General features: G+C 39.7%; 20 protein-coding genes. 11 read left to right on the top strand and 9 right to left on the bottom strand.

Going from position 1 to position 25,163, the window contains the following annotated elements:
* Positions 1-309 precede the first annotated feature (309 nt).
* A complete protein-coding gene (locus ACNSN2_RS08680) occupies positions 310-771 on the bottom strand; it encodes a tetratricopeptide repeat protein (protein ID WP_010388519.1) in 462 nt (153 codons plus the stop codon).
* 118 nt (positions 772-889) lie between these two features.
* Between ACNSN2_RS08680 and ACNSN2_RS08675 the strand changes: the two genes are divergently transcribed.
* Positions 890-2,182, top strand: coding sequence for an NCS2 family permease (locus ACNSN2_RS08675; protein WP_054201141.1), 1,293 nt, complete (start codon positions 890-892; stop codon positions 2,180-2,182).
* A 112-nt stretch (positions 2,183-2,294) separates the two neighbouring features.
* Here ACNSN2_RS08675 and ACNSN2_RS08670 read toward each other — a convergent pair whose 3' ends face one another.
* Positions 2,295-3,050, bottom strand: a complete 756-nt coding sequence (locus tag ACNSN2_RS08670) for a hypothetical protein (protein ID WP_075169051.1) — start codon at positions 3,048-3,050, stop codon at positions 2,295-2,297.
* A 297-nt stretch (positions 3,051-3,347) separates the two neighbouring features.
* Here ACNSN2_RS08670 and cysB point away from each other — a divergent pair, with 297 nt between their 5' ends.
* Entirely contained in the window at positions 3,348-4,325 is a 978-nt protein-coding gene (cysB, locus tag ACNSN2_RS08665) for an HTH-type transcriptional regulator CysB (RefSeq protein WP_054201139.1), read from the top strand.
* Between the two features lie 68 nt (positions 4,326-4,393).
* On the opposite strand, the gene ACNSN2_RS08660 is transcribed toward cysB, so the two are convergent.
* The 3 genes from ACNSN2_RS08660 to pabB all read right to left on the bottom strand — a co-directional run bounded on the left by ACNSN2_RS08660 (position 4,394) and on the right by pabB (position 7,798).
* On the bottom strand, positions 4,394-5,770 hold the full coding sequence (locus tag ACNSN2_RS08660) for an L-serine ammonia-lyase (RefSeq protein WP_054201138.1): 1,377 nt from the start codon (positions 5,768-5,770) through the stop codon (positions 4,394-4,396).
* 101 nt (positions 5,771-5,871) lie between these two features.
* Positions 5,872-6,447, bottom strand: coding sequence for an NUDIX hydrolase (locus ACNSN2_RS08655; protein ID WP_075169053.1), 576 nt, complete (start codon positions 6,445-6,447; stop codon positions 5,872-5,874).
* Positions 6,440-7,798 (bottom strand): aminodeoxychorismate synthase component I, encoded by a 1,359-nt coding sequence (gene pabB / locus ACNSN2_RS08650; protein ID WP_075169054.1) that lies wholly within the window; start codon positions 7,796-7,798, stop codon positions 6,440-6,442. Before pabB ends, ACNSN2_RS08655 begins: the two co-directional genes overlap by 8 nt.
* A gap of 166 nt (positions 7,799-7,964) precedes the next feature.
* Here pabB and ACNSN2_RS08645 point away from each other — a divergent pair, with 166 nt between their 5' ends.
* From ACNSN2_RS08645 to ACNSN2_RS08615, 7 genes are all read left to right on the top strand, one after another.
* Positions 7,965-9,491, top strand: a complete 1,527-nt coding sequence (locus tag ACNSN2_RS08645; RefSeq protein WP_010388533.1) for a fumarate hydratase — start codon at positions 7,965-7,967, stop codon at positions 9,489-9,491.
* A 431-nt stretch (positions 9,492-9,922) separates the two neighbouring features.
* On the top strand, positions 9,923-10,963 hold the full coding sequence (locus tag ACNSN2_RS08640; RefSeq protein WP_010388535.1) for a Leu/Phe/Val dehydrogenase: 1,041 nt from the start codon (positions 9,923-9,925) through the stop codon (positions 10,961-10,963).
* Positions 10,964-11,113: 150 nt separating this feature from the next.
* Positions 11,114-11,776, top strand: coding sequence for a CatA-like O-acetyltransferase (locus ACNSN2_RS08635; RefSeq protein WP_010388537.1), 663 nt, complete (start codon positions 11,114-11,116; stop codon positions 11,774-11,776).
* A 110-nt stretch (positions 11,777-11,886) separates the two neighbouring features.
* Entirely contained in the window at positions 11,887-14,775 is a 2,889-nt protein-coding gene (locus ACNSN2_RS08630) for a two-component regulator propeller domain-containing protein (RefSeq protein ID WP_418607044.1), read from the top strand.
* Positions 14,776-14,984: 209 nt separating this feature from the next.
* Positions 14,985-16,193 carry a M23 family metallopeptidase gene (locus ACNSN2_RS08625; RefSeq protein ID WP_010388539.1) on the top strand — a complete coding sequence of 403 codons (1,209 nt, stop codon included), beginning with the start codon at positions 14,985-14,987 and terminating at the stop codon, positions 16,191-16,193.
* A gap of 143 nt (positions 16,194-16,336) precedes the next feature.
* Positions 16,337-17,161, top strand: a complete 825-nt coding sequence (locus tag ACNSN2_RS08620) for a M90 family metallopeptidase (RefSeq protein WP_418607042.1) — start codon at positions 16,337-16,339, stop codon at positions 17,159-17,161.
* 99 nt (positions 17,162-17,260) lie between these two features.
* The gene (locus ACNSN2_RS08615; protein WP_418607040.1) at positions 17,261-20,434 is read left to right on the top strand and encodes an amidohydrolase family protein; all 3,174 of its coding nucleotides are present in this window, start codon (positions 17,261-17,263) and stop codon (positions 20,432-20,434) included.
* 63 nt (positions 20,435-20,497) lie between these two features.
* Here the strand turns inward: ACNSN2_RS08615 and ACNSN2_RS08610 are convergent, their stop codons facing one another.
* The gene (locus tag ACNSN2_RS08610; protein WP_418607038.1) at positions 20,498-21,073 is read right to left on the bottom strand and encodes a TetR/AcrR family transcriptional regulator; all 576 of its coding nucleotides are present in this window, start codon (positions 21,071-21,073) and stop codon (positions 20,498-20,500) included.
* 101 nt (positions 21,074-21,174) lie between these two features.
* Here ACNSN2_RS08610 and ACNSN2_RS08605 point away from each other — a divergent pair, with 101 nt between their 5' ends.
* Positions 21,175-21,651, top strand: coding sequence for an HPP family protein (locus ACNSN2_RS08605; RefSeq protein ID WP_418607037.1), 477 nt, complete (start codon positions 21,175-21,177; stop codon positions 21,649-21,651).
* Positions 21,652-21,683: 32 nt separating this feature from the next.
* On the opposite strand, the gene ACNSN2_RS08600 is transcribed toward ACNSN2_RS08605, so the two are convergent.
* On the bottom strand, positions 21,684-22,046 hold the full coding sequence (locus tag ACNSN2_RS08600) for a hypothetical protein (RefSeq protein ID WP_010388549.1): 363 nt from the start codon (positions 22,044-22,046) through the stop codon (positions 21,684-21,686).
* 150 nt (positions 22,047-22,196) lie between these two features.
* Here ACNSN2_RS08600 and ACNSN2_RS08595 point away from each other — a divergent pair, with 150 nt between their 5' ends.
* Positions 22,197-22,949, top strand: coding sequence for a Nif3-like dinuclear metal center hexameric protein (locus tag ACNSN2_RS08595; RefSeq protein WP_054201128.1), 753 nt, complete (start codon positions 22,197-22,199; stop codon positions 22,947-22,949).
* 149 nt (positions 22,950-23,098) lie between these two features.
* Here the strand turns inward: ACNSN2_RS08595 and ACNSN2_RS08590 are convergent, their stop codons facing one another.
* Both ACNSN2_RS08590 and ACNSN2_RS08585 read right to left on the bottom strand, forming a co-directional pair.
* Positions 23,099-23,863: a YdcF family protein gene (locus tag ACNSN2_RS08590; RefSeq protein WP_418607035.1), complete on the bottom strand. Its 765-nt coding sequence runs from the start codon at positions 23,861-23,863 to the stop codon at positions 23,099-23,101.
* Between the two features lie 54 nt (positions 23,864-23,917).
* Positions 23,918-24,805 (bottom strand): LysR family transcriptional regulator, encoded by an 888-nt coding sequence (locus ACNSN2_RS08585; RefSeq protein WP_010388553.1) that lies wholly within the window; start codon positions 24,803-24,805, stop codon positions 23,918-23,920.
* Between the last annotated feature and the right edge of the window lie 358 nt (positions 24,806-25,163).

The following is a 25,163-nucleotide window of genomic DNA, read 5'->3' as shown; positions in this document are numbered from 1 at the left end:
GGGTTTTTATACAGTACATGTATACAGTAGTTTATACAGTTGTTTGGTGCAAGTGTTTTTTTGCTATTTTTTTGTACAGTTATTCAGCTGAGCACGATAAGGAAACTATTTAAAAACAAATAGTTCATATATAACAATAGATTATAATTTTTGGGGATGAATACTTTTGACGGTAGCTTTTTAATCTATAACTAAATAAATCTTGAAATGCATGAGGTATACAGTAGTTTAAAAAATTAAGCGTTGTTGCATTTAACTTATAAAACGCTTAATTAATTTACAGATAGAATGAGTTACTAAGTAGTAAAACTATTTTTCGTGACTTATAGGGATCAAATGTGAAAATTGTAACTGATGAATTTGTTCATATAAGCTGGCGGCATAACACTGGGCGTCTTTAAGTCGTTTGGTACTAATGTGTTTGCGTATATCGCTCATTGCCTCTATTGCTGGCTCATATCCTTGGCTACTAGCTAAGCTGAGCCACGCAGCCCCATGAAATACACTTTGTGGCACACCTTGGCCTTTAATAAAAAATAGCCCTAAGTAAAACTGTGCACGATAGTTTCCTGCCATTGCTGCTAAACGCATCCATTTTGCGGCTAAGGCGCCTTGTTCATTTTTAAGGTAATAAAGGGCTTTATTTAATGTGTCTTGATCGGTGTTTTTAGAGCTCGCAGGGGGATTTGCATCGCTTGGTTGCGTTACAAAAGAAAGAATGTTGTCTAATTGTTGCTCTAAGTCTTGGCCACTTGGTGTCGTTTTGATCATGCTACTTCGTTTGTTATTTTAATCACTTAGCTAGTTTAGTATATAGCAAGGTAAAATGTCCTGTAAAAAGTTATTTTTATGCTAAAATCTCGCCACTTTTTACAACCACAAGTTTATTATGCTCGAAGCCTTATTCAAAATCCGTGCAAATGATTCTTCGGTTCGCCGTGAATGTATTGCCGGTATGACTACATTTATTACGATGGTTTATATCGTATTCGTTAACCCAGCTATGCTTGCAGAAGCAGGCATGGACCAAGGTGCTGCCTTTGTTGCAACCTGTATTGCCGCTGCAATAGGGTGTTTTATTATGGGGTTGTGGGCCAATTATCCATTGGCATTGGCACCGGGTATGGGATTAAATGCATTTTTTACCTATGGCGTGGTGCTAGGTATGGGCTATAGCTGGCAAGCAGCGCTGGGCGCGGTGTTTATGTCAGGGTGTATATTTTTAATATTAAGCTTATTTAAGGTGCGAGAGTGGATTATTAATGCAATCCCCCTGGTGCTCAAACAAGCAATAGCAACCGGTATTGGTGCATTCTTGGCACTTATTGCGCTGAAAAGTGCAGGTATTATTGTATCAAGCCCAGCAACACTTGTGCAGCTAGGCGATATAACATCACCGGGTCCGCTATTAGCTATTTTTAGTTTTTTTATTATTGCGGCATTACTTTATCGCGATTTTAAAAGCGGTGTATTAATTAGTATTTTACTCGTTACCGCGATTGCAGTGTCGATGGGGTTAGTTGAATATCATGGTGTTGTTGCAATGCCACCTTCAATAATGCCAACTTTTATGCAACTTGATTTTAGTGCTGCTTTTGAACTGTCTATGTTGAGTGTTATTTTTGCGTTTCTATTTGTTGATTTATTTGATACCTCAGGTACGTTGGTAGCGGTTACTCAAAAAGCGGGCCTAGCAGATAAAAACGGCAATATGCCGCGCTTAGGTCGCGCATTAAGCGCTGATAGCACTGCAACCATTGCCGGTGCAATGCTGGGAACTTCAACAACAACTTCTTATATAGAGTCTGTAGCGGGAGTATCAGTGGGGGGCCGAACGGGCTTAACGGCTGTAGTTGTAGGTTGCTGCTTTTTATTAATGATGTTTTTTGCACCTTTGGCACAAATGGTACCCGCATACGCAACAGCAGGGGCAATCTTATATGTATCTGTTCTAATGCTACAAAACTTAAAGTTTGTAAACTGGGATGATATGACCGATGCAATTCCAGTGAGTGTTGTATTGTTAATGACTCCATTGACCTTTTCAATTGCACACGGTATTGCACTGGGTTTTATTTCTTATACAGCGGTTAAAGTACTGTGTGGTAAAAAAGATCAGGTAAGTATTAGTGTTTGGATTTTAACGGCACTGTTTATTATTAAGTTTGCATTTTTATCTTAATGCTTCTGTTAAATAGCTAGATTTAGTTTGGGTATGTAAATTTATATAGTGACTAAATTTCAGTTATAAAAAAGCCCATACAGTTGTATGGGCTTTTTTATTAAGTAATGGATTACCATTTCTTTTTCGGTGCAAACAGTACGTCTAAATCATCTTGCTCTTGTTCGTTCTTTTTCTTCAATGATGTAGCGTTTGATGCCTTTAGTTCAGTGCTTATTGTTTCTAGATAGCCTTCAACTTCAACTCGTTTTGCAGTAATGTAATCATCATTAAATGACACACTGTTTAGCGTCGTCGATGCTTTTTCAAAGTACTGCCTAGCAGAGCCAACCATACCGGCTGTTTGTGCTGCTAGACCACGTTTTATCTGGCTTTCAATGTTGATTCTTAGTTGTAGCTTCTCAAGGCGTTTGTCTTCTGCAATAAACGCTTGGCTGTCAACTTTCCCCTTGTTGTGCTCAGAACGGATAATAGTACGGAGCTTTTTTATACCCTGTATTAGTGATATCAGTTGCTTGTCATTACCTGGTAAAACAAAACCATCCGAGCCGTCTTGAATCGGATTTTGTAGTCGCTCTTTTGCTTCTTTTAAGCGGTTTTTTAGTCCGCTACCACCGCTTGAAATAGACACCATATTACTTAGCGCATCATGAATACGACGTTGTAATATTCGCTGAGTTGCTTCTGAAAGTGGGATATTAGCGCTATTCATTAACGCCTCTTCAGTTTCTTCAATGATAGCTTTTTGTTTTGTTAGCTCTTTACGTCGTTCAGCTTCTTGTTTTTCTTTGTGTTGTTGAACAGCACTAACCCACAGTGCAATGACGATAAGCGCAACAATTAATACAATTATAATGGAAACGATCATGTTATAATTCTCAAATTCTTAACCTTATTATCTAATCTTACATTAAATATATAAAAGGTGGGAAACTTTGCGCCGATTAACTAAAAAAAACACCATGCATAAAGCGTTTAAATCTTAATGTGTTATGTTTTGTTTGCTGATAATCATTGCTATCTCAACTTTATTTATTGTGTTAACCTGAAATTTCAATAAATTAATTGTTACATTGTGTAACCTTAATCAGCCTTTTATATAGTTACCTATTAATTAGGGTGCGCTTTTATCTGTCAATGTGAATTATAACGAAACTACATAGCCATGAAATTACAACAACTTAGATATATCGTAGAAGTTCAAAATCATAAATTAAATGTTTCAGCTACCGCTGAGAGTTTATTTACCTCCCAGCCTGGTATTTCTAAGCAAGTACGTATGTTAGAAGATGAACTAGGTGTACAAATTTTTGGCCGTAGTGGTAAACATTTAACTCACGTTACAGGTGCTGGCGAAGAAATCATTAACATATCGCGAGAAATACTCTCAAAAGTTGAGGGTATTAAAGCGGTTGCTAATGAACATACGCTGCCCGATCAAGGTAAACTTAATATTGCGACTACGCACACCCAAGCACGTTATGCGTTACCAAGCGTAATTCAAGGCTTTACCCAAAAATACCCAGCAGTGTCACTGCATATGCACCAAGGTACGCCGCAGCAAATATCGGATGCAGCTGCGCGCGGTGATGCAGATTTTGCGATTGCTACTGAAGCACTGCACTTATATTCAGATTTAGTTATGTTGCCTTGTTATCACTGGAATCGCAGTATTGTGGTTGCTAAAGATCACCCCCTTGCGAAAAAAGTCGATAACTTAACGGTGGCAGATATAGCGCAGTATCCTTTGATCACTTATGTATTTGGTTTTACTGGTCGCTCAGAGCTTGATAAAGCATTTAACGCCTATGGGCTTGAGCCGCATATTGTATTTACCGCCACCGATGCCGATGTTATTAAAACGTATGTGCGCCTGGGATTAGGTGTCGGTGTGGTTGCATCTATGGCAATTGACCAGGTAAACGACAGCGACTTAGTGTGCATTGATGCTAGCCATTTATTTGAAGCAAGCACCACTAAGATTGGTTTTAGAAAAGGTAGCTTTTTACGTACCTACATGTATGACTTTATCGAACGTTTTGCACCGCATTTAACTAAAGAGCGAGTAGAGCGAGCAAGTTTGCTGCGTAATCAAGACGATGTTGATAAATTATTTGCTGATATCGAATTGCCAGTTAAATAACCGCCATAAACAGTAATGAAAAAGCCGCTTAGTTTTGCAACTAAGCGGCTTTTTTTTATGCTATCTAATTAGCACTCGATAATGTTAACAGCTAATCCACCGCGAGCGGTTTCTTTGTATTTTGTTTTCATATCGTTACCGGTATCGAGCATGGTTTTAATTACTTTATCAAGCGATACTTTTTGTTCTCCACTACCGCGAATAGCAAGACGAGAAGCATTAATTGCTTTAATAGCGCCCATTGCATTACGCTCAATACAAGGTACCTGCACTAAGCCGCCCACTGGATCGCAGGTCAATCCTAAGTTATGTTCCATGCCAATTTCAGCGGCATTTTCTACGTGTACCACGTTACCACCAACAATTTCAGTCAGCGCACCAGCAGCCATTGAACAGGCAACACCAACTTCACCTTGGCAACCCACTTCAGCACCTGAGATAGAGGCATTTTTTTTGTATAAAATACCAATAGCGGCCGCGGTTAATAAATACCGAGTAGCAATGTCGCGATCAACTTCTTTGATAAAAGTATGATAGTACATTAATACGGCTGGTAGGATACCAGCTGCACCATTTGTTGGTGCAGTAACCACACGACCGCCTGCTGCATTTTCTTCATTCACTGCTAATGCGAATAAATCAACCCAATCCATAGCACGAAGTGGATCGTTACTCACTTCTACATTGAGCTTTAAATATAAGCTTGGTGCACGGCGTTTTACTTTCAAACCACCAGGTAAAATACCTTCGGTACGCATACCACGTTCAATACAGGCTTTCATTACTTGCCAAATATTAAATAATTCATCTTTTATGGCTTCTTCACTGCGTAAGGTTTTTTCGTTTTTCATCATTAACGTTGATACGCTGTAACCCGACTCTTTACACATTTCGAGTAATTCTTTAGCCGTTCCAAACGGGAACGGGGCAGGGTTTTCTTCGCGAATATCTAAGGCCGCTTGTTTTTCTTTTTCAAACTCTTCATCTGTAACAATAAACCCGCCACCAATAGAGTAGTAAACTTTGCTATATACTTTTTCGCCATTGTTATAGGCAATAATTTCCATTGCGTTGGAATGTTTAGGGAGTGTTTTTCTACGATGAAAAACAATAGCGCCTTGTTTAGGGAATTTAGCTTTATGAGTTTGGTTTAGATAAATAACCTGCTCATTTTCTATTTTTGCTAAAATATCGTCCACTAAATCGGCATCAATGGTTTCAGGGTCATAACCGGCTAGGCCAAGGATCACTGCTTTTCCCGAACCATGACCAACACCTGTTTGCCCCAGTGAGCCGTAAAGCTCTACTTTTACATCGGTTACATTTGCTAATAGTTGTTGCTCATCTAGGTCATTAACAAATAAGCGTGATGCACGCATTGGGCCGACGGTATGTGACGATGAGGGGCCAATACCAATGCTAAACATGTCAAATGCACTGATCATAATGTGTGTCTCTACTTAGTTTTCTCAGCATTAAGCTGTTCTTTGAACGGTCGACTATAATAACGTGGAAATGCAGGTGTGTAACCCTTATTAGCAAAGATTTAAACTGGTATGGCGAGTTGTTTTGTAAAGTTTTTAATAATGCTGGCTGTGGCACCCCACAAAAGCCCGTGAGGAGTGATAAAGCCATTTAAAGTTAGGGCTTTTCCATTACGTTCAAAGGGGATTGGTTGCCAATTAGCTTCGTTGTTCAGTGCTTTTATAGAGAGTAAAAAGCTGGCTTGTACTTCGTTATGATCGTTCTCCCATACCGTTTCTTTTTTAATTAAGCCCACAAAAGGACGTATAGTAAATCCAGTAAGGGTAGAGTATTGGGGCAGCTGGCCTAAAACTTGAACATTATGCGGGGGAATGTTTAGCTCCTCATGTAATTCACGCAGTGCCGTGGTGCGCAGGTTAACATCATTAATTTCAAATTTACCACCCGGTAAACAAATCTCCCCAGGGTGGTGATGTAAATAGGTTGGCCGCTTACACAATAAAACATGTGCTTCGTTATCTATATCAATCAAAGGTAGCATCACTGCACTGGCGCGCTTTTTTTTATTATCTTTGAGCTGATCCACGGCTAAACTGCGGTTTAATTGAAAACGAGCCGAAATGGTTTCACTATTCAAAGCGACCTTCATTTAATATAGGGAGTATTTTATTTACTTTATCGTATGTTTCTTGATATTCCAATTCGACTTTTGAATCAGCAACAATGCCACCGCCAGCCCAACAATGTATTTGCTGATGATGAGTAACTAAAGTTCGAATGGTAATACTGGTATCCATATTACCGCAGGCGCTAATATAGCCAATAGAGCCACAATAAATACTGCGTCTGTGTGGCTCCAGCTCTTCTATTATTTCCATTGCGCGCACTTTTGGTGCCCCGGTAATAGACCCTCCAGGGAATGCAGCTTCAAGTTGATCGACTGCTGTTTTTCCTTCATCAAGGATGGATGTAACTGTACTTACCAAATGGTGTACTGCCGGAAAGCTTTCAATAGCAAATAAAGAAGGTACAACAACAGAGCCCGGTTTTGCGACTTTACCTAAATCATTTCGTAGCAGGTCTACTATCATGACATTTTCAGCGCGGTCTTTACTGGAGTTTGCCAGTAATGTGGCTTGTTTGGCATCTTCTAAAGCATTGGCTTTACGTGGTAGCGTGCCTTTAATAGGTTTTGTTTCTACCTTGTTGTCGTGCACTGCAATAAAACGCTCGGGTGATATTGATAAAATAGCGCCTTGCGGATGATTTATAAAACTAGAAAAAGGCGCTTTATTGGCCTGCGTTAATTTAACATAGGCCGCCCAAGGAGACCCTTGGTAATGTGCGCTAAAACGCTGCGCTAGGTTAATTTGATAACAATCACCACTTTTTAAGTATTCTTCAATCGCGGCAAACTTTTCGCTATAACTCCTCTGACTCATATTTGACTGCCACTGTGATGTAAGCGAAAAGCTTTCATGTTTAGGTGGTTGCGCTAAATGCTGCTGATACTGCGAGAGACGATTTACATTGGGTTGCGAAATATAAAACCACTTACGCAGTTGTTTATCGTAAATCAGTGCATCAAGGTAAAGTCCAACGGCCATTTGCGGTAAATCAATGTCGTTAAGAGCGTTGCTTGGTAGTTGCTCTATGGTACGCCCTAAGTCATAACCAAAATAACCAAGCAAGCCACCGTTAAAGGGTAAATTGTGGGCGGCTTTTGTTGTATCGAGCTTAGCTAATTCATCGTTCATTATTTCAAAGCAGCTTTTAGCACTCGCTTGGTTATTAAAAACGGTTTGATTATTTTTAACTTCCAGAGTGCTTTGAGGCTCAATAGCAATTATGTCAAAACGACTGTTAATGTGATCGCTATCACCTGAATCTAGCAAAATGGCGTAGGGCAAATGAGCAAAATGCGAAAATACCTCTATACAATTTTGTGATATGGCTAATTCAACACAATTTTTTTTATTGTTTAGCATTTACTATCCCTTTAAGAACTGGCTCGAAACGGGCTGGGAGGGTATCATAAGTCAAATTTATTTGGCAGCGTTTAGTGAGCGCTGTGGTTGAAAACAGTTCGAACCACCGTCACGGGTTTGATATCGCTTACGTGCAGCGTGCGTAACAACAACTTAAGGAACCACTATGAGTACAATTCGTCAGCAAGACTTTATTGATAGCATTGAAGATGCTTTGCAATATATCTCGTTTTACCACCCTCTTGATTTTGTTCAAGCGCTAGAAAAAGCGTATAACAAAGAGCAAAGCAAAGCCGCTAAAGATGCGATTGCACAAATCTTAATTAACTCGCGTATGTCGGCAGAAGGTAAGCGTCCGCTGTGCCAGGATACTGGGATCATCACCTGTTTCGTAAAAGTAGGTATGGATGTTAATTGGGATAAAACCGACTTAACAGTACAACAAATGGTTGATGAGGGGACGCGTCGTGCGTACTTAAATCCAGATAACCCATTGCGTGCATCGATTGTTGCCGACCCTGCGGGAACACGTAAAAATACTAAAGATAATACGCCATCAGTGGTACACATTGACTTAGTTGCAGGCGATAAAGTTGAAGTGATGGTGGCTGCTAAGGGTGGTGGCTCAGAGAACAAAAGTAAAATGGTGATGTTAAACCCATCTGACGATGTGGCCGAGTGGGTAGAAAAAACGTTACCAACAATGGGGGCGGGTTGGTGTCCACCAGGTATGCTAGGCATAGGTATTGGTGGCACTGCAGAAAAAGCAGCGGTAATGGCGAAAGAATCATTAATGGATCCGGTTGATATTCATGAACTCATTGAGCGCGGCGCAGAAACAACAGAAGAAAAGCTGCGTTTAGAAATTTTTGAACGTGCGAATAAATTAGGTATTGGTGCGCAAGGTCTTGGCGGTTTAACCACGGTTGTTGATATTAAAATTAAAACGGCGCCAACTCACGCGGCTTCAAAGCCAGTGGTTATGATCCCAAATTGTGCTGCTACGCGCCACGTTCACTTTACGCTTGATGGTTCAGGCCCTGCGAATTTAAAAGCACCTAAATTAGAAGACTGGCCAGAAGTGACTTTCGAAGTCGGTGAGGGCACACGCCGTGTTAATTTAGATACCCTGACTAAAGAAGACACTAAAGAATGGAAAATGGGTGAAACCGTTTTACTCTCAGGTACTATTTTAACGGGTCGAGATGCTGCTCATAAGCGTCTGCAAGATATGATCAACTCAGGGGAAGGTTTACCTGAAGGTGTTGATTTTGATAACAAGTTTATTTACTACGTTGGTCCTGTGGATGCAGTAGGCGATGAAGCAGTAGGTCCTGCAGGCCCGACAACGGCTACTCGTATGGACAAATTTACTGACATGATGTTAGAAAAAACAGGCATCGTGGGAATGATTGGTAAAGCTGAACGTGGCCCTGCAACGGTTGAGTCTATTAAAAAGCATCAGTCAGTGTATTTAATGGCTGTAGGCGGTGCGGCTTATCTAGTATCTAAAGCAATTAAAAAAGCACGTGTTGTTGCCTTTGAAGATTTAGGTATGGAAGCTATCTACGAATTTGAAGTAGAAGATATGCCAGTAACGGTAGCCGTTGACAGCGAAGGTGAAAATGCTCACACCCAAGGTCCTGCAATTTGGAAAGCAAAAATTGAAGAACTAGACAGTAAAATGAAGTAAGTTTTCTGTATAAACAGCAATCATAAAAGCGAGCACCCCGTGCTCGTTTTTTTATTTTTAAAATTTGCAGATACTTAAACACCTCAGACCAGTTTATACTGCGCAGACAGATATTATATAACCCATTGTATTTTATGATGTAGTGTTCTTTTTCAAGATGTACTATTAAGTTTACATATAAATTCAAAGTGACGTTCACGTAAGCGTAAACTTTAATCGCGATGACGTTTTTAGCTTTTATACTTAATAATATAGTTATTATTAAATTTTTTATGCTTATTTATCGCGATAAACCGTTTTATTTTTCTATTGAGTGCGGTTTATTTGGTTTATCTACTCATAGTGTGGCGAACCATCAACTGAAGTGATAAAGTCTCGTCAATTTGTAGCGTGCTTGCCCAAAAGGGCCCATTATTTTCGGAGTATTTAAAGTGGTTGTATTTAATCAAGTTGAATTTGATAACCATGAACAAGTGGTTTTTTGTTCAGACAAAGCGTCTGGTTTAAAGGCTATTATTGCGGTACATAACACAAATTTAGGCCCAGCTGTAGGTGGTTGTAGAATGTGGGATTATGCCAACGATGAGGATGCAGTTTACGACGTATTGCGCTTATCAAAAGGGATGACCTATAAAAATGCTGTGGCACGCTTGCCATTTGGTGGTGGTAAGTCAGTTATTATTGGCAATGCAAAAGAGATCAAGTCTGAACAGTTGTTTCGTGCATTTGGTCGTCAATTAGAGCGTTTAAATGGCAGTTACTACTCAGCAGAAGACGTAAATATCACGTGTGATGATGTGGCGTTAATGAACAAAGAAACAAATTACGTGCTAGGCCTTGAAGGCAAAAGTGGTAACCCATCGCCATTTACAGCTTACGGCACGTTTTTAGGTATGAAAGCAGCGCTTCATCATCAGCGCGGCATTCAAGATTTTTCAGGCATTAAAGTAGCTGTGCAAGGTTTAGGTGCGGTGGCTTATGGATTATGTAAGCACTTGGCTGAAGCTGGTGCAGAATTATTTGTTACTGATATTAACCAAGCAGCGGTAGAGCGTGTAGTCAACGATTTTGGTGCAACAGCGGTTGGTATTGATGAAATATACGACTTAGATGTTGATGTGTATGCGCCTTGTGCGTTAGGTGCCACTATTAATGACACAACGATCCCTCGTTTAAAAGCAACTATAATAGCAGGATGTGCAAATAATCAGCTTGCAGAATCACGCCATGGTGAAATTATACGTGAAAAAGGTATTTTATACGCACCAGATTATGTAATAAATGCAGGCGGTATTATTAACGTGTATTACGAAACAGCGCCTGAAGGTTACAGTAAAGAGGCGTCTAATAAACACGTAGAGAAAATTTTCGATACATTAAGCGAAATCTTTACCCGTAGTGAAAAAGAACAAAAATCAACGCATTTAATTGCTGATGAGCTTGCTCAAGAAATTATTGAAAACGGACTTTAAGTTTTTATTTAGTTCAACTAAGGAGCGAATATCGCTCCTTTTTTTATGCCTATATAAGACTTTGGTATAACTACACCCAAAGCATCATTTTAGTTAATGCGAATATAGGCAAAGCGAGGTAAAATTTTACTTTTGCTCTGTGTATAATTTATGTCCTCTGCCGATTTATCTCTTCGGGCTATTGATTTTGATCAGTGGCCGCGCAAACAACATTTTGAATTGTTTCAAAACTTCACTCAGCCTTATTTTAATGTGTGTGTAAGACTCAATGCTAAAAAGCTATATACCGTGTGTAAGCAAACTAATCGTGCTTTTTTTCATGGTTATGTTTATTGCTTATTAAAAGCATGTCATGAGTATGAGCCGATGATGCTGCGTATTGTTAATCAAAAACCTTATTATTTAAACACCATGCGCGCGAGTGTTGTTGAGCTTGCCGATGATGACTCGTTTCGCTTTAGTTATTTTAAACAGCAAAACTCGTTAAATGAGTTTGCTAATAAAGCAAAAGCGATTAGTCATGAAGCAAGGTTAAACCCGCTGTTTTCTGATGCCTTTGCAGCAACTGAAGGACAAGCTGATTTAATTCACGTTTCTGTTTTACCTTGGTTAAACTTTAGCAGCTTTTCGCATGCGTTTACCCAGGGCCAAAGCTGTGGCATCCCTAAATTTGTGTTTGGTCAATACAACCCCGATACAGGCGAAATGCCACTATCAATTGATGTCCATCATGCGTTATTAGATGGACTACATGTGGCTAAGTTCATCCAACGATTGCAACATACATTTGATAGTTTGAGTGATAATACTTAATGAAAAAGTTGTAAATCTTATGTTATTATTTGTTGGTGATGTTTTCTAATTAAATTTTCACCTTGAATTTACTCAAATATAAAAACTAATAATTATAAAGGCAGTGTCTGATGAATCGCTTGGTGATTTTATGTTTCTTGTTGGTGATTTTTACTGTTAATGCTCAGCAACAGACTCGGCTGCCGTTGCGCGATTATTTTTTTGAAACGTGGAATACCCGTTCGGGCCTTCCTCACAATAGCATTAATAGCCTTGCACAAACACAAGATGGCTATTTATGGGTAGGTACTTGGGAAGGGCTTGCCCGCTTTAACGGTCAAGAATTTAAACTATTTACCCGCTCAGAAATTACCGATTTGCCTGACTCAGGCGTACGTGCGCTTACCCCCACATCCGATGGCGGCTTACTCATAGCCGGAGCGCGCGGCGGTATTAGTTTATATCAGCACCGACAATGGGACACTCAACCTAATGCCCAAGCAATGGTTAATCACGTATTTAAGAGTAAAAACGAGGATTTGTGGTTGGCACTTGAAAATGATGGTGTGTTTTATCGACCTGCCAAAAGCACTCAAGATATCCCAATAATACAAAACGTCAGTGCTTATAGAATAATTGAAGATAAGCAGGGCACTATATGGGCTGCAACCAGTGATGGGCTGTATAAAATAGTTAACTACACGGCTACATTGATGACTCCACATCATGGTTTGCCAGATGCACCTGTATATACTCTATTGATTACCCGTGAAGGACGCCTTGTTATTGGTAGTGAAAGAGGTGCGCGAGTATTAAATGGCAATGTGTTCGAGTCACCCCATCCACAGCTTAGTGCTGAGTCGATTTCTAGTTTATTAGAAGATAACCATGGTGATTTATGGTTTGGCACTATTAATAAAGGGGTATTTAGGCTTAGTGTTGATGGCATAGAACAATTAGATGCTAAAAATGGCTTACCTGCAAACCGCATATTGTCATTATTGCAAGACAGAGAAAACAGTATTTGGGTAGGTACCAACGCGGGTGTATTTAGATTAAGAGAAGCCCCGTTTTCATCGTGGGGAAAAAAGCGAGGCTTATCTAGCGACTACGTACGCACGGTACTTTCACATTCTGATGGCAGTTTATGGATAGGCGGGAGTACAGGCTTAGATCGGCTGCAAAATAATAAAATTACCCAAATTAAAGGGACTAAACAAGGCTCTCCTTATTCAGTATTGAGCTTACTTGAACAAAGCCAAGGTGATGTTTGGGTCGGTACTTATACTTCAGGTGTGTTAAAGGTGGTGAATAACGAGCTTGTACCTTACTTAAATCGTGATAATGGCCTTGGTAGTAATGAAGTACGCTCGTTACTTTTTGATTCAAAAAATCGTTTATGGATAGGTTCAGCCATGGGGTTAACGCGAGTTAATACCGACGGCAGCTTAGACCAATTTACTAATGAGAAAGAGTTACCGAGTGGCTTTATTCTAGCTTTGAGTGAAGATAAGAGGGCAAATATTTGGATAGGCACTGGCAATGGCGTAGTAGTTTACAATACCCAAACGGATAAATTTAAACCAATTCAGTTCCCTAAAGCGTTTTCGGCTAAATATGCGTTTGGCTTTTATATTGACGATAAATATACCTGGATGGCGACCGATAGAGGTTTATTGCGTTATCAACATTCAAATGGCCATATGACTATTTTAGGGAGGGAGTTAGGATTACCGGTTGATAAGCTTTTTCAAATTGTGCCCTTTAAAGATTCACTTTGGCTATCAAGTAACCGTGGCATTATTGAAGTTAATTATAAGCAGGTTAATCAGCTACTAGACTCAGCTACAAAAGGTAGTCAGACGCTAGCTTTTCAATTATACGATGAGGGCGATGGCATGCTCAGTGCGCAAGCCAATGGAGGGTCAACGCCTTCGGCTACAGCGCATTCAGATGGTACTATTTGGTTTGCCACCGCAAAAGGGGTGAGTACGGTTAAACCCGCGCGATTAAAAGAAGCCACCGAGATACCGTTACCAACTATTGTAGAAAGTTTCTCTGTAGATGGTAAACCCATGTTATTGCCTGTTGATGGTGACACACTTGTTTTGCCACCTGGAGTTACACGGCTGTCGTTCCATTATGCAGGCTTAAGTTTTATCATGCCGCAGCGATTAAACTTTCAAACAAAAATGAAAGGCTTTAACGATGAATGGGTTGATCGTTTTCATATTGCAACAGCTGAATATACTAATTTACCCGCGGGGAAATATTCATTTGCAGTGCGTTCTGCCTATCCTAATACCGATTGGCAGCAAAATGACAAAGTGATTCATTTTGAAATTCAATCGCATTTTTGGCAAAAAACCAGCTTTAAGCTAGTGGTGTTTTTTATTTTTGTGGTTGTCATATATAGTGCATATCGTTATCGCTTGTATCGCTATAAGCAGGTAGAAAAAGAGCTAACTAGCCGAGTGGTGAAGCAAACCCAAGCACTGCAAGAGCAAGCAAGTGCCTTTGCTTATCAAGCTACCCATGATCAGCTCACCGACTTACCGAATCGCCGGGCATTTGATGGTTGGCTGGCCGACAACTTTACAGATTTTAAAGCGCGTAATACTCCGCTTGCGATTGCCATTATGGATATTGACCACTTTAAACGCATTAATGATGGTTGGTCTCATTTGATTGGTGATCAGGTTATATGTGAAGTCGCCAATATTCTTAAAGCGCATTGTGAAGGCGAGCAAGAAGTGGCTCGTTGGGGCGGTGAAGAATTTACATTTGTATTTCCTGACATGAATACTGTGCAAGCACAGCAATTATGTGAACAATTATGCAAAGAAATTGAAAATAAAGACTTTTCGTCTATTGCCCAAGGGCTTAGCGTAACCGTGAGCTTTGGTGTTTCTGACTCAGATAATGTCGATGATTATGATCGGTTATTATCTCGTGCTGATCAAGCTTTATACAAGGCAAAAAACAATGGCCGAAATAGGGTTGAGTGCATAGCTTCCTAAAAAGAGCTGCTTTAATGCGTTAAATCGTTTTTCCGACAGCTTTTATCATATAGAGAATTTCAACTTCTTTATTATTTGTGTAGGTTAAGTTAATTCATTAAGTAATTATATGTAAGCATAAGTAATATTAATTAACTTTATTTTAATTTGGGTGCTATACCTTGTGTACCCATTAGGGGTTTTTTTGCTTTTTACTTAAGGAATATAAGATGAAAAACAAGATAATTAATATTACATTCGCAAGTCTTCTAGGGGCCTCACCCGTGGTATTAGCAGAAGGCGATAAGCATGATGACTTTTTGTTTACTAAACAGGCTTTAGCATCACTCAAGCTTAACTCTTTACTGACTATTGATGATACGCAATTTGTGTTTAATGACTCATTATTAAACGAAGATTGGGATAACTTTTTTTCTTTACATGCGTCAGCAATTGAAGATAAAAAAGAGCTCATTTTACACTGGGCAGGTTATACCAGCATTAATCCAAAAGTAATTTTAGCGCTGATAGAGCAACAAAGTGGCTTACTTTCAAACCCAAATGCTGATATTGAGAACCCTTTAGCTGGTATAACAGACAAGCGTGGTTTTGATGCGCAAGTAAAAGACGTAGTGATGAAATTAAGTCAACGCTTTTATGCATATAAGCAGTGGCAAGAGTCACAAGATAAGTTAAAAAAACGAAATCAGGCAACCCAAACTACGAGTAGCACAGCTGCAACTGCGGCTCTAGTAAGTCTGTTTGCAGATAGCGATAGACTGGCATCAAACTCTAAAAATAATCAACAGACTTTGACAGAGTTTTTAGCTACGTTTGACCGTGTATTTCCTAGTAACACTAGTCAATTGCAACGTTCATTGAATAGTGTAGATCAAAATAATGAAAAACAACTTTTAGCCGCTAGTTTTGAAATGAACTTACCGTGGCCGTCTGGCTATTGGTACAGTGGTGGCGCTCACTCAAATACAGGTTCTGGCTACCCATACTCATCACTTGATTTTAACAATGGCTCTGGTGGCTGGGGCGCTAATACTCCTTTTGTTCAAGCTGCGCATGGCGGAACGGTAACTCGCTTTTCTTCCTGCAATATTCGAGTAACACACGCCAGTGGCTATTCAACCAACTACTACCACATGTCAAACCTTCAATATAGCAGTGGTGATTATGTTCAACCTGGTGCATGGTTAGGTCGCTATGCAAATAATTATAATCAAGCATTGTGTGAGGGCGGCCAATCATCAGGTCCTCATGTTCATTTTACTTTATTGTATAATGGACAACAGGTTTCTCTGCATAATAAATATATAAGTGAGCATCGGATTGATGTTGGCTCAAGTAATTATGACACCAACTGTAATCGTTTCTATTTTGAACGATATGGCTATCGTACATGTGCATGGCAGCCTTTGTATCGCTAGAATGATATAAATAAACAAACAGTTCACTTGTTAAAGAAAAGGCCACGCTCTAACAGATGTGTGGCTTTTTATTTAGTGTTAAATAATTGAATTCTAGTTTTATGGACCAATTAATACTGTATAGATAATTATAGGGCTATTAAATGGTAAACGGATTATTGATTTTCTTACTTTTTGCGTTTGTCGTTATTTTTTGGCGTTGGCCTGATATTCAAAATACTCTGTGGCGCCGTAAATACAGTCATTTATCATTAAGCCCACAACAGCATGCGCTGTTGCTGCGGGCTATGCCAATTTATAACAAAATGACTGATGCAGATCGAGCCAAGTTAGCATCTCATATTGTGTGGTTTTTAAATGAAAAGCGCTTTGTTGGCTGTGATGGGTTGCAACTAACTGAAGCAATGAAACTCATTATTGCCGCCGATGCTTGCCTGCTGGTACTAAATAAACCTTGGCCTTTGTATAAAAACGTGAAGGAAATTTTACTCTATCCCAGCGCCTATTATGCGCCTCAATCAAGTCGCGATAACGCAGGACTTGTTAGTTTTCATAATACCGTAAGGCAAGGTGAGTCATGGCCTGGAGGCACACTGGTGCTGAGCTGGCATGATGTGCTTGAGGGTAACCGCTTACCCAGTGACGGGCATAATTTAGTGTTTCATGAGTTTGCGCATCAACTTGATCAAGAGACCGGTAAAACCACCGGCACGCCATTACTTACATCACAGACTCAGTATCAACAATGGGGCAAGGTATTTAGCCGAGCGTTTTCGCAGTTAAAAACACACGTTGCTTATAACATGCCGCATGTTATTCATAGCTACGGAGCCACAAATGAGGCAGAATTTTTTGCGGTGATCACCGAAACGTTCTTAGAAAAACCCGCAGATTTACGCCGCGATGACCCTGAAATTTACCGTTTGCTGGTAGATTTTTATCAATTTGATCCTATTGTTTGGCATTAATTTTATGCACTTCATCCTATTACGCTGGTAACTTGCTAGCGTTTTTGTTGCAATCATGTAATAGAGCAACACACAGCAACAATAATAAGTGAGATAAGCATGAAGAAAATGCTGCAAACAGCGCTTGCGTTATCAGTTTCATTGGCATTGGGTCAAGTACACGCAGAGCAAACAGATGAAAAAAAATGGCAAGTTGATTCACCAAAAGGGCAATTTGTAGATGCTTCTATTAGTGTAGAGCAAGGCACATGGATGAATGTAGATATAAGCCCTGATGGAGAAACCTTAGTATTTGACTTACTGGGCGATATTTACACTATGCCAATGAGTGGTGGTAAAGCCACTCAAATAACCTCAGATATCGCATGGCAAATGCAGCCGCGTTTTAGCCCAGATGGTAAACATATCGCATTTACCTCAGATCAGGGGGGCGGTGATAATATTTGGGTTATGGACGTTAATGGCGAGAATCAAACTGCAGTAACGGACGAAACGTTTCGTTTACTTAATAGCCCGGCATGGAGCCCTGATGGCGATTATTTAGTTGCACGTAAGCACTTTACCGCCAGTCGATCTTTGGGCGCGGGTGAAGTTTGGCTTTATCACAAAGCGGGTGGTAAAGGGGTACAACTGACTAAACGTGAAAACGATCAAAAAGATTTAGGTGAGCCGATGTTTTCACCTGATGGCCGTTATGTTTATTTTTCTCATGATGCCACCCCAGGTAAAACCTTTCATTACTCAAAAGATTCGGTTGCGGGTATTTATAAAATTAAGCGCTATGATCGTGAAACCGGTGAAATAGAAACGATTATTAGTGGTATGGGTGGGGCAATCAGACCAACTCCGTCACCTGATGGTAAAAAACTTGCCTATGTAAAGCGTGATGACTTTCAAACTAGCTTGTACTTATACGATTTAACCAGCGGTGAGCATACCAAGCTATATGACAAGCTAGAGCGCGATATGCAAGAAACATGGGCTATTCATGGGGTATACCCAACAATTGCGTGGACACCAGATAATGAAGAGTTAGTATTTTGGGCTGGTGGCACCATTCATAAACTCAATGTCGATGATAAATCTGTCAGCGATATTGCATTCAAAATAGACACCACGAAAAAAATTCAAAAAGCGGTGCGCTTTACTCAAAATATCGATACTGAAGAATTTGATGTAAAAATGCTGCGAAATGTACAAATTAGCCCAGATGGCGAAACGGCATTGTTTGAAGCACTGGGTCATATTTATAAACGCGATTTAGACTCAGGAAAAATCAAACGTTTAACCAAGCAAACCGATCATTATGAGTTATTTCCACAGTACTCGCGTGATGGTAAAAAAATTGTCTACACCACGTGGGACGATAACGAACAAGGCACAGTGCGCGTTGTCTCTGCACGAAGTGGTCGCGGCGATACGATTACCGATGAACCGGGTAAATATGTAGAGCCTACCTTTAGCCCTGATGGCAAAACTGTAGTTTATCGTAAAGCCAGCGGCGGCAGCATTTTAAATCCTAAATGGTCATTACACCCTGGTATTTACAGTGTTAGCACTAAAGGTGGTAAGAGTGAACTAATTTCTAAAAGTGGTTACCAACCGCAGTTTGGTAGTGCCAACGATCGTGTTTATGTTATGAGTCCATGGCCTAAACCAACGTTAAGTGTGGTTGAGCTTGAAAGTAAAAAAGTGCGCAAACTCTATGAATCAGAGCATGCCACTGAATTTAGGGTATCGCCTGATGGTGAGTATTTAGCATTTGCAGAGCGCTTTAAAGTGTTTGTAACACCGTTTGTTGAGCGTGGTAAAACCATTAATATTGGGCCTAAAGACAGCCAATTTCCAATTGAGCAATTATCTGTTCGTGCTGGTGAAAATATTAGCTGGAGTGCCAACAGCAATAAACTCTATTGGACACTTGGCCCTGAGCTATACCATGCCAGTTTAGAGGGAATGTTTGCTATTAATAAAGCCGATGACCAAGACGTTAAAGTCAAAAGCGGGACTAACATTGGTTTTAGTAAAAAAATGGCTGAACCAGAAGGTATGATTGCCTTAACTGGCGCAAAAATTATTACTATGGACGGCGAAAAAGTCATTAAAAATGGCGTTATTGTTACCGATGGTAAGCATATCAAAGCCATTGGCTCTGCTGCAGATATTAGCGTTCCAAAAGGTGCTAAGGTTGTTGATGTAACAGGTAAAACAATTATGCCTGGTATGGTTGATGCACATGCGCATGGCTCACAAGCAAGCGATGAAATTATCCCACAACAAAACTGGAAAAACTTTGCAGGCCTTGCGCTAGGTGTTACCACCATCCACGATCCATCAAACGACACCACTGAAATATTCACTGCCAGTGAAATGCAAAAAGCCGGTATGATTGTCGGCCCGCGTATTTTCTCTACCGGTACCATTTTATATGGAGCGAATATGCCTGGTTATACTTCGCATATTGATTCATTAGATGATGCTAAATTTCATTTAGAGCGTTTGAAAAAAGTAGGGGCGTTTAGTGTTAAATCTTATAACCAACCTCGCAGAGAGCAGCGTCAGCAAGTGATTGAGGCTGGTCGTGAACTTGAAATGATGGTAGTGCCAGAAGGGGGCTCATTATTACAACATAACTTGAGTATGGTGGTTGATGGGCATACAGGGATTGAGCATTCCATTCCGGTTGAACATATTTATGATGATATTAAGCAGTTGTGGTCACAAAGTGATGTAGGTTATACGCCTACATTGGTGGTTGCCTATGGCGGTATTTGGGGTGAAAACTACTGGTACGATAAAACTGATGTTTGGAATCATCCTCGATTGAGCAAGTTTGTGCCAAAAAATCAATTATTACCACGTTCAATGCGTCGTGTTAAAGCGCCCGATCATCACTATAACCACTTTAACAATGCACGTGTGGCAGCTGAACTACAAGATTTAGGTGTACTGGTTAATTTAGGTGCACATGGTCAGCGTGAAGGTTTAGGTGCGCACTGGGAAATGTGGATGTTTACTCAAGGTGGTATGACGCCGCTTGAGGCTATTCGAGCATCAACGCTCGATCCTGCTAAATACCTAGGTTTAGATAAAAACGTAGGCTCATTAGAAGTTGGTAAACTGGCAGATTTAATGGTTATAGATGGCGACCCACTGAAAAACATCCGCGATTCAGACAAAATTGATTACACCATGATCAACGGCCGCTTGTTCGACGCAGCAACGATGAACGAAGTTGGTAAAAAACAACGTGCCCCATTATTTTTTGAATAAGGCAGGCGTTTTTTAGTTAATAAGCGGCTATTTAGCCGCTTTTTTTATATTGTGTTTACCTATTTAACCAACTGCTACTATCGCTTTTAAAATATTATCACTAGGTGGAGCTACTGATACATCATGCATCACTCTCGCTCTAGTTATAAATCCTTCTTTTAAAATGACCAAATGGTGTGCGGCTTCAATTGCTTTTTCTCTATTATGAGCAAATTCAGGGGTTTCTAAAAGAGCTGATAGTATAATCTCAAAGTTCGTTTGCTTATGCTGTTTGCAAAGTTTGGCAATAGGGTCATTCTCTATAGGGTATTCAGCTGCAGTATTAATAAAAAAACAGCCATTAAAGTTACCTAACTCTGAAACCTCATTATTAATCCACTTTTTCAGTCCGAAAAAAATTGCTTGCGCGACTAATATAGCACTTGGTTGTAGACATATTTTTTTTAGCCAAGCGTTAAAGCACATGTTGCGTGCGACTAAACAAGCACAAATAAGCGCATCTTTGCTTTCAAAGTGCTTGTATAAGGTTTTTTTTGCAATGCCGGATACAGCTAAAATTTCATTAATACCAACAGCGTGTATACCCTTTTTATAAAAAAGGCTTAGTGCCGTACTGATTATTTGTTGTTGTTTATCCATGATATTCCAAATTTGAGCAGTAAAAACACAGCTTGACATAGGTAGACCGACTTGTCTATATTGTAGGTGTAGACAAGTCGGTCTACTTTTGAGGAGGTAATATGCATAGTGAGCAAATAAAGTCGGCATTAATCGCAGGTGTTTTTTCTACTTTTGTTTTGGGTTTTTTGGCGTGGCTAAATTATATGGGTGATTACGGTATTTGGTTAATGGCGCCATTCGGCGCAACAGCTGTGCTTGTTTTTGGCGTACCACAGAGCCCATTAGCTAAGCCAAAAAACGTAATAGGGGGGCATATGCTGACCGCAATGATTGGGGTTGTTTTTAGCTATTATAGTGCTGATAGTGCGATCATGATTGGGCTGGCTGTGGGTATTGCTATAACTTTGATGATGATCACTAAAACCATTCACCCTGCTGCCGGTGCAAACCCTATCTTAATTATTGAGTCTAGCCAAAGTTGGGATTTTTTAATAATGCCAGTACTTGCCGGGACGGTGTTTATTATGGTGTGTGGTTTTGTCGCGACGTGGTTTTTGCAGCTATTGATAGAAACTAAACATAAAAAAACCGCTTGACGCGGTTTCTTTTATACTGAGCACTCAGTGAATTACACTACACCGCGCGGTAGGCGGCAGTCGTGATCTTTACGAGCAAGCTCTACTATCCAAAGCTCTTCTGCTGTGTAACCTTCTTCGTTCTCAGTGATCACGGTGAAAGGCGCTTTTTTCTGTGCTTTTACAGGAGCAGCTTTTTTAGTTTTTTTAGCGGGTGCTTTTACTGCAGCTTTTTTTGTAGACTTTCCAGAGCTTAATTCTTTAGTCAGCTCTGCTACATCAGCTAGGCGCATATTCTTGCCGCCATCAACGCTGTACCAGCCAGGTTTAGTTGTTATTTCAGGTTTTTTACCATTGGCAGCTTCATATGCAGCTTCAAAGGCAGATAACACTTCTGTTTTGTCTAGTTTGCTCATCAGAGACCCTATACGTTGTTTACACAGATAAAGAAGAGGTATTTATACCTATTTTAGAACTGTTTTTCAATTTTTTGCGATTTTCCTTTCATTTTTAGCGCATAACCGCCAAAATTTGTACAAAATTCAGTGCAAAGTAAGGTAAGTAGTATGCAACGTAGAGAATTTAATCAACTATTAAATACCCTGTTAAAGCCAGAAACCATTAACGATTTTTGTCCAAACGGACTTCAGGTAGAAGGTAAAGATGAGATACGCACCATAGTAACGGGTGTAACGGCAAGCCAAGCACTTATTGATGCCGCGATTGAAAAAAATGCCGATGCCATTTTGGTACACCATGGCTATTTTTGGAAAGGCGAGTCACAACCTATCATTGGCATGAAAAAACGTCGTGTGGCTGCACTTTTAGCTAACGACATCAATTTATTTGCTTATCATTTGCCATTAGATATTCACCCTGAAATCGGCAACAACGCTCAGCTAGCGCAATTACTCGATATTGAGATTGAAGCAGGTTTAGAGCCAGTCAATAACAGTGTCGCGATGAAAGGGCGGTTAAAAACGCCGCTAACGGGGTGCGAATTTGCTAAAAAAATAAACCAAGTGCTTAATCGCGAGCCTCTGACAAGTTTAGTGCGTAATGATAAAATTGAAACTATTGCCCTGTGCACTGGTGGCGGGCAAGGCTATATAGATTTAGCAGCTGAGCAGGGGCTAGATGCTTACTTAACCGGTGAAGCGTCAGAACAAACAATACATAGCTCTCGCGAGCAAAATATCGACTTTTTTGCTGCTGGCCACCATGCCACTGAGCGATACGGTATTAAAGCGCTGGGTGAATACCTTGCTGATAAATATGGCTTTGATGTAACATTTATTGATATAGACAACCCAGTCTAAGGCCTTGCCGTAAATACAATACAGTCTAAGTAACCTACTCATAACTTATTTTGAGTAGGTTCTTTAAAATCTAAAGTTTAAAATAATTTATTACTTTAATATGTTATAGAGAGTTTCCGCTGAGGTTAAAACCCATCAACAATAAAAAATCAAAGAGCTTCAGGATTTATTGTGCGACGTATTTTTATCCATGTATCGCCAAGTACTTCATGGGCAAATTGAGTCACTACTAGTAATGCTTTTGCGTTGGGTATGAGTTGCTTATACCAAGGGTACGCTGCAAAGTTGTGGTAGTCAGTTGCTGCGGGGATCACAGTGATGCCTTGAGCATTAAATAAATTTATTGCTCTGGGCATATGGCTTACAGAAGTAACTAAAGCGGTATTATAATCAACTAGTTTTGAGGCTAAAAATGCGGCTTCTTGCGCTGTGTCCATTGCGTTTGGATTTTGTACAATGCGACTTTTATTCATACCCAAGCTAATTGCCGTTTTATACATAAGTGCGCTGTTGGTGACTTTTTCATAACCCCCACCCGATACAATTAACTGAGCTTGAGGATATATATTAGCGAGCCTAATACCTTCCACTAAACGTGTTAATGCACAATTTCCTAGCTGGCTGTTAGCACTAAGGGCTGGGTTAGGGTTTATGTCGCAGCCAAGTACCACAATTTTATCTATGCTTGGGTGCTCATTGATACTAAAAGCCAATGAAGTAGGTTGATTATGTTTAATCAATAAGTTGGCAACCCAGGGCGTACTGGCAAGTAATAAGGTTGTAAGACTTAAAAAAGACAAGGTAATAACAAGCTTTCGTTGTTTGAGTGCAAAAATAAGCAGTATTAGGCTAAGTAAACCTAGTAATGGTAACGGCATGAGTAAACCGCCCAATATTTTTTTAAGTTCAAACATAATGAGTAACACGGTTGAATATATTTACTAACATGTTACTCATAAGTTTTAGATTTATCGACCGTTATTTAATTTACAGGTGTTTAAAAAATGACGGTAAACCGGATTGTCTTTCATGTCTTTTTTCATCGCTAAGTACATCGGACGGGTTAAACCAAGCGCGCCCAGTGGAATTGACTTAATTAGCCCTTGGCTTTCATACGGAGTAACGAGCCAATCAGGTAGGGCGGCTACACCCATACCTGCACTGACTAATTGAAATATAAGTAAGCCCTGATCAACTGTTTTAAGCGTGCCATCAAAACGCGCATTTTGAATAAAATGCTTAAATATATCTTGGCGCTCACGGGGAATCGGGTAAGAAATAATAGTTTCGTTTTTTAAATCAAGCGCAGTTACGTAGGCTTTTTTAGCTAAGTCATGATCCGGTGCCACTATTAGCTTAAGTTTAAAGTCAAATAGGTGGGCGTATTCTAGTTTGTCGGGTTCACGCACATCTGAAGTAAGCACTAGGTCTAATTCATCGTTTAATAAGTCTGGGATGGCGTCGTAACTAAAACCACGTTCGTAATCAATTTTTATGTCAGGCCAAAAATTATTAAACTCTTTAATAGTAGGTAATAACCAATGAAAACAGGCATGACATTCAACACTTAGACGCAGTTGTGAGATTGGCTGATTTAAACTTTCTTTTAATCGGCATTTAGTTGCTTCTAACTTAGGTAATATTTCGTGTGCTAATTCAAGTAATAACATACCTTGAGGTGTAAATCGGACGGGTTGAGTTTTTCGTTCGAACAACTGGCAATCTAATTTATTTTCTAAATCTTTGATCTGATGTGATAAAGCTGACTGAGTTAAAAATAGCTCGCGGGCTGTATTAACTAACGATCCCGTTTCTTTAAGGGTCGCTATAGTTTTTAGGTGTTTAATGTCAATCATCTTTAATAAATCTCATGGGTATGGTGAGTATTGCTTAGATTAACTACATACTACGCTTATATAAAAATCGTTTCAACGTCTAGATGGCTATAAAAGTGAGGTTTGGTGTGTTTTTTACTGCAAACATTAAATTTATTAACTTTCCATAGTCAAATATTGTTTTGTTATTTGTTTATTGTTGAATTTAGCTCATGTTAAAACGGGTTTAAATAGTTAAGCTGAAATTAAAATAAAGCAGTGTGAATTTGGTTATGGAGTAAGTTATGCATGTTTAGCGATTAATGTGTTGTTGTAAAACATGTTGTTGAGGTTAGCATTTAGCATTAAGGTTTAATTGGTATGCTCTTACAAATTAGGT

This window comes from Pseudoalteromonas sp. US3C1013 (genome assembly GCF_048401115.1).
Classification (GTDB): Bacteria; Pseudomonadota; Gammaproteobacteria; order Enterobacterales; family Alteromonadaceae; genus Pseudoalteromonas; species Pseudoalteromonas undina.
This window is presented reverse-complemented; position numbering and strand designations above follow the sequence as displayed.

Bases quoted from the DNA above. Each gene is read 5' to 3' on its own strand.
- ACNSN2_RS08630 (WP_418607044.1), top strand. From the start codon at position 11,887: ATGAATCGCTTGGTGATTTTATGTTTCTTGTTGGTGATTTTTACTGTT.
- ACNSN2_RS08590 (WP_418607035.1), bottom strand. From the start codon at position 23,863: ATGTTTGAACTTAAAAAAATATTGGGCGGTTTACTCATGCCGTTACCA.
- ACNSN2_RS08600 (WP_010388549.1), bottom strand. From the start codon at position 22,046: ATGAGCAAACTAGACAAAACAGAAGTGTTATCTGCCTTTGAAGCTGCA.
- ACNSN2_RS08585 (WP_010388553.1), bottom strand. From the start codon at position 24,805: ATGATTGACATTAAACACCTAAAAACTATAGCGACCCTTAAAGAAACG.
- ACNSN2_RS08610 (WP_418607038.1), bottom strand. From the start codon at position 21,073: ATGGATAAACAACAACAAATAATCAGTACGGCACTAAGCCTTTTTTAT.
- ACNSN2_RS08605 (WP_418607037.1), top strand. From the start codon at position 21,175: ATGCATAGTGAGCAAATAAAGTCGGCATTAATCGCAGGTGTTTTTTCT.
- cysB (WP_054201139.1), top strand. From the start codon at position 3,348: ATGAAATTACAACAACTTAGATATATCGTAGAAGTTCAAAATCATAAA.
- ACNSN2_RS08635 (WP_010388537.1), top strand. From the start codon at position 11,114: ATGTCCTCTGCCGATTTATCTCTTCGGGCTATTGATTTTGATCAGTGG.
- ACNSN2_RS08625 (WP_010388539.1), top strand. From the start codon at position 14,985: ATGAAAAACAAGATAATTAATATTACATTCGCAAGTCTTCTAGGGGCC.
- ACNSN2_RS08660 (WP_054201138.1), bottom strand. From the start codon at position 5,770: ATGATCAGTGCATTTGACATGTTTAGCATTGGTATTGGCCCCTCATCG.
- ACNSN2_RS08595 (WP_054201128.1), top strand. From the start codon at position 22,197: ATGCAACGTAGAGAATTTAATCAACTATTAAATACCCTGTTAAAGCCA.
- ACNSN2_RS08670 (WP_075169051.1), bottom strand. From the start codon at position 3,050: ATGATCGTTTCCATTATAATTGTATTAATTGTTGCGCTTATCGTCATT.
- pabB (WP_075169054.1), bottom strand. From the start codon at position 7,798: ATGCTAAACAATAAAAAAAATTGTGTTGAATTAGCCATATCACAAAAT.
- ACNSN2_RS08620 (WP_418607042.1), top strand. From the start codon at position 16,337: ATGGTAAACGGATTATTGATTTTCTTACTTTTTGCGTTTGTCGTTATT.
- ACNSN2_RS08615 (WP_418607040.1), top strand. From the start codon at position 17,261: ATGAAGAAAATGCTGCAAACAGCGCTTGCGTTATCAGTTTCATTGGCA.
- ACNSN2_RS08675 (WP_054201141.1), top strand. From the start codon at position 890: ATGCTCGAAGCCTTATTCAAAATCCGTGCAAATGATTCTTCGGTTCGC.
- ACNSN2_RS08680 (WP_010388519.1), bottom strand. From the start codon at position 771: ATGATCAAAACGACACCAAGTGGCCAAGACTTAGAGCAACAATTAGAC.
- ACNSN2_RS08645 (WP_010388533.1), top strand. From the start codon at position 7,965: ATGAGTACAATTCGTCAGCAAGACTTTATTGATAGCATTGAAGATGCT.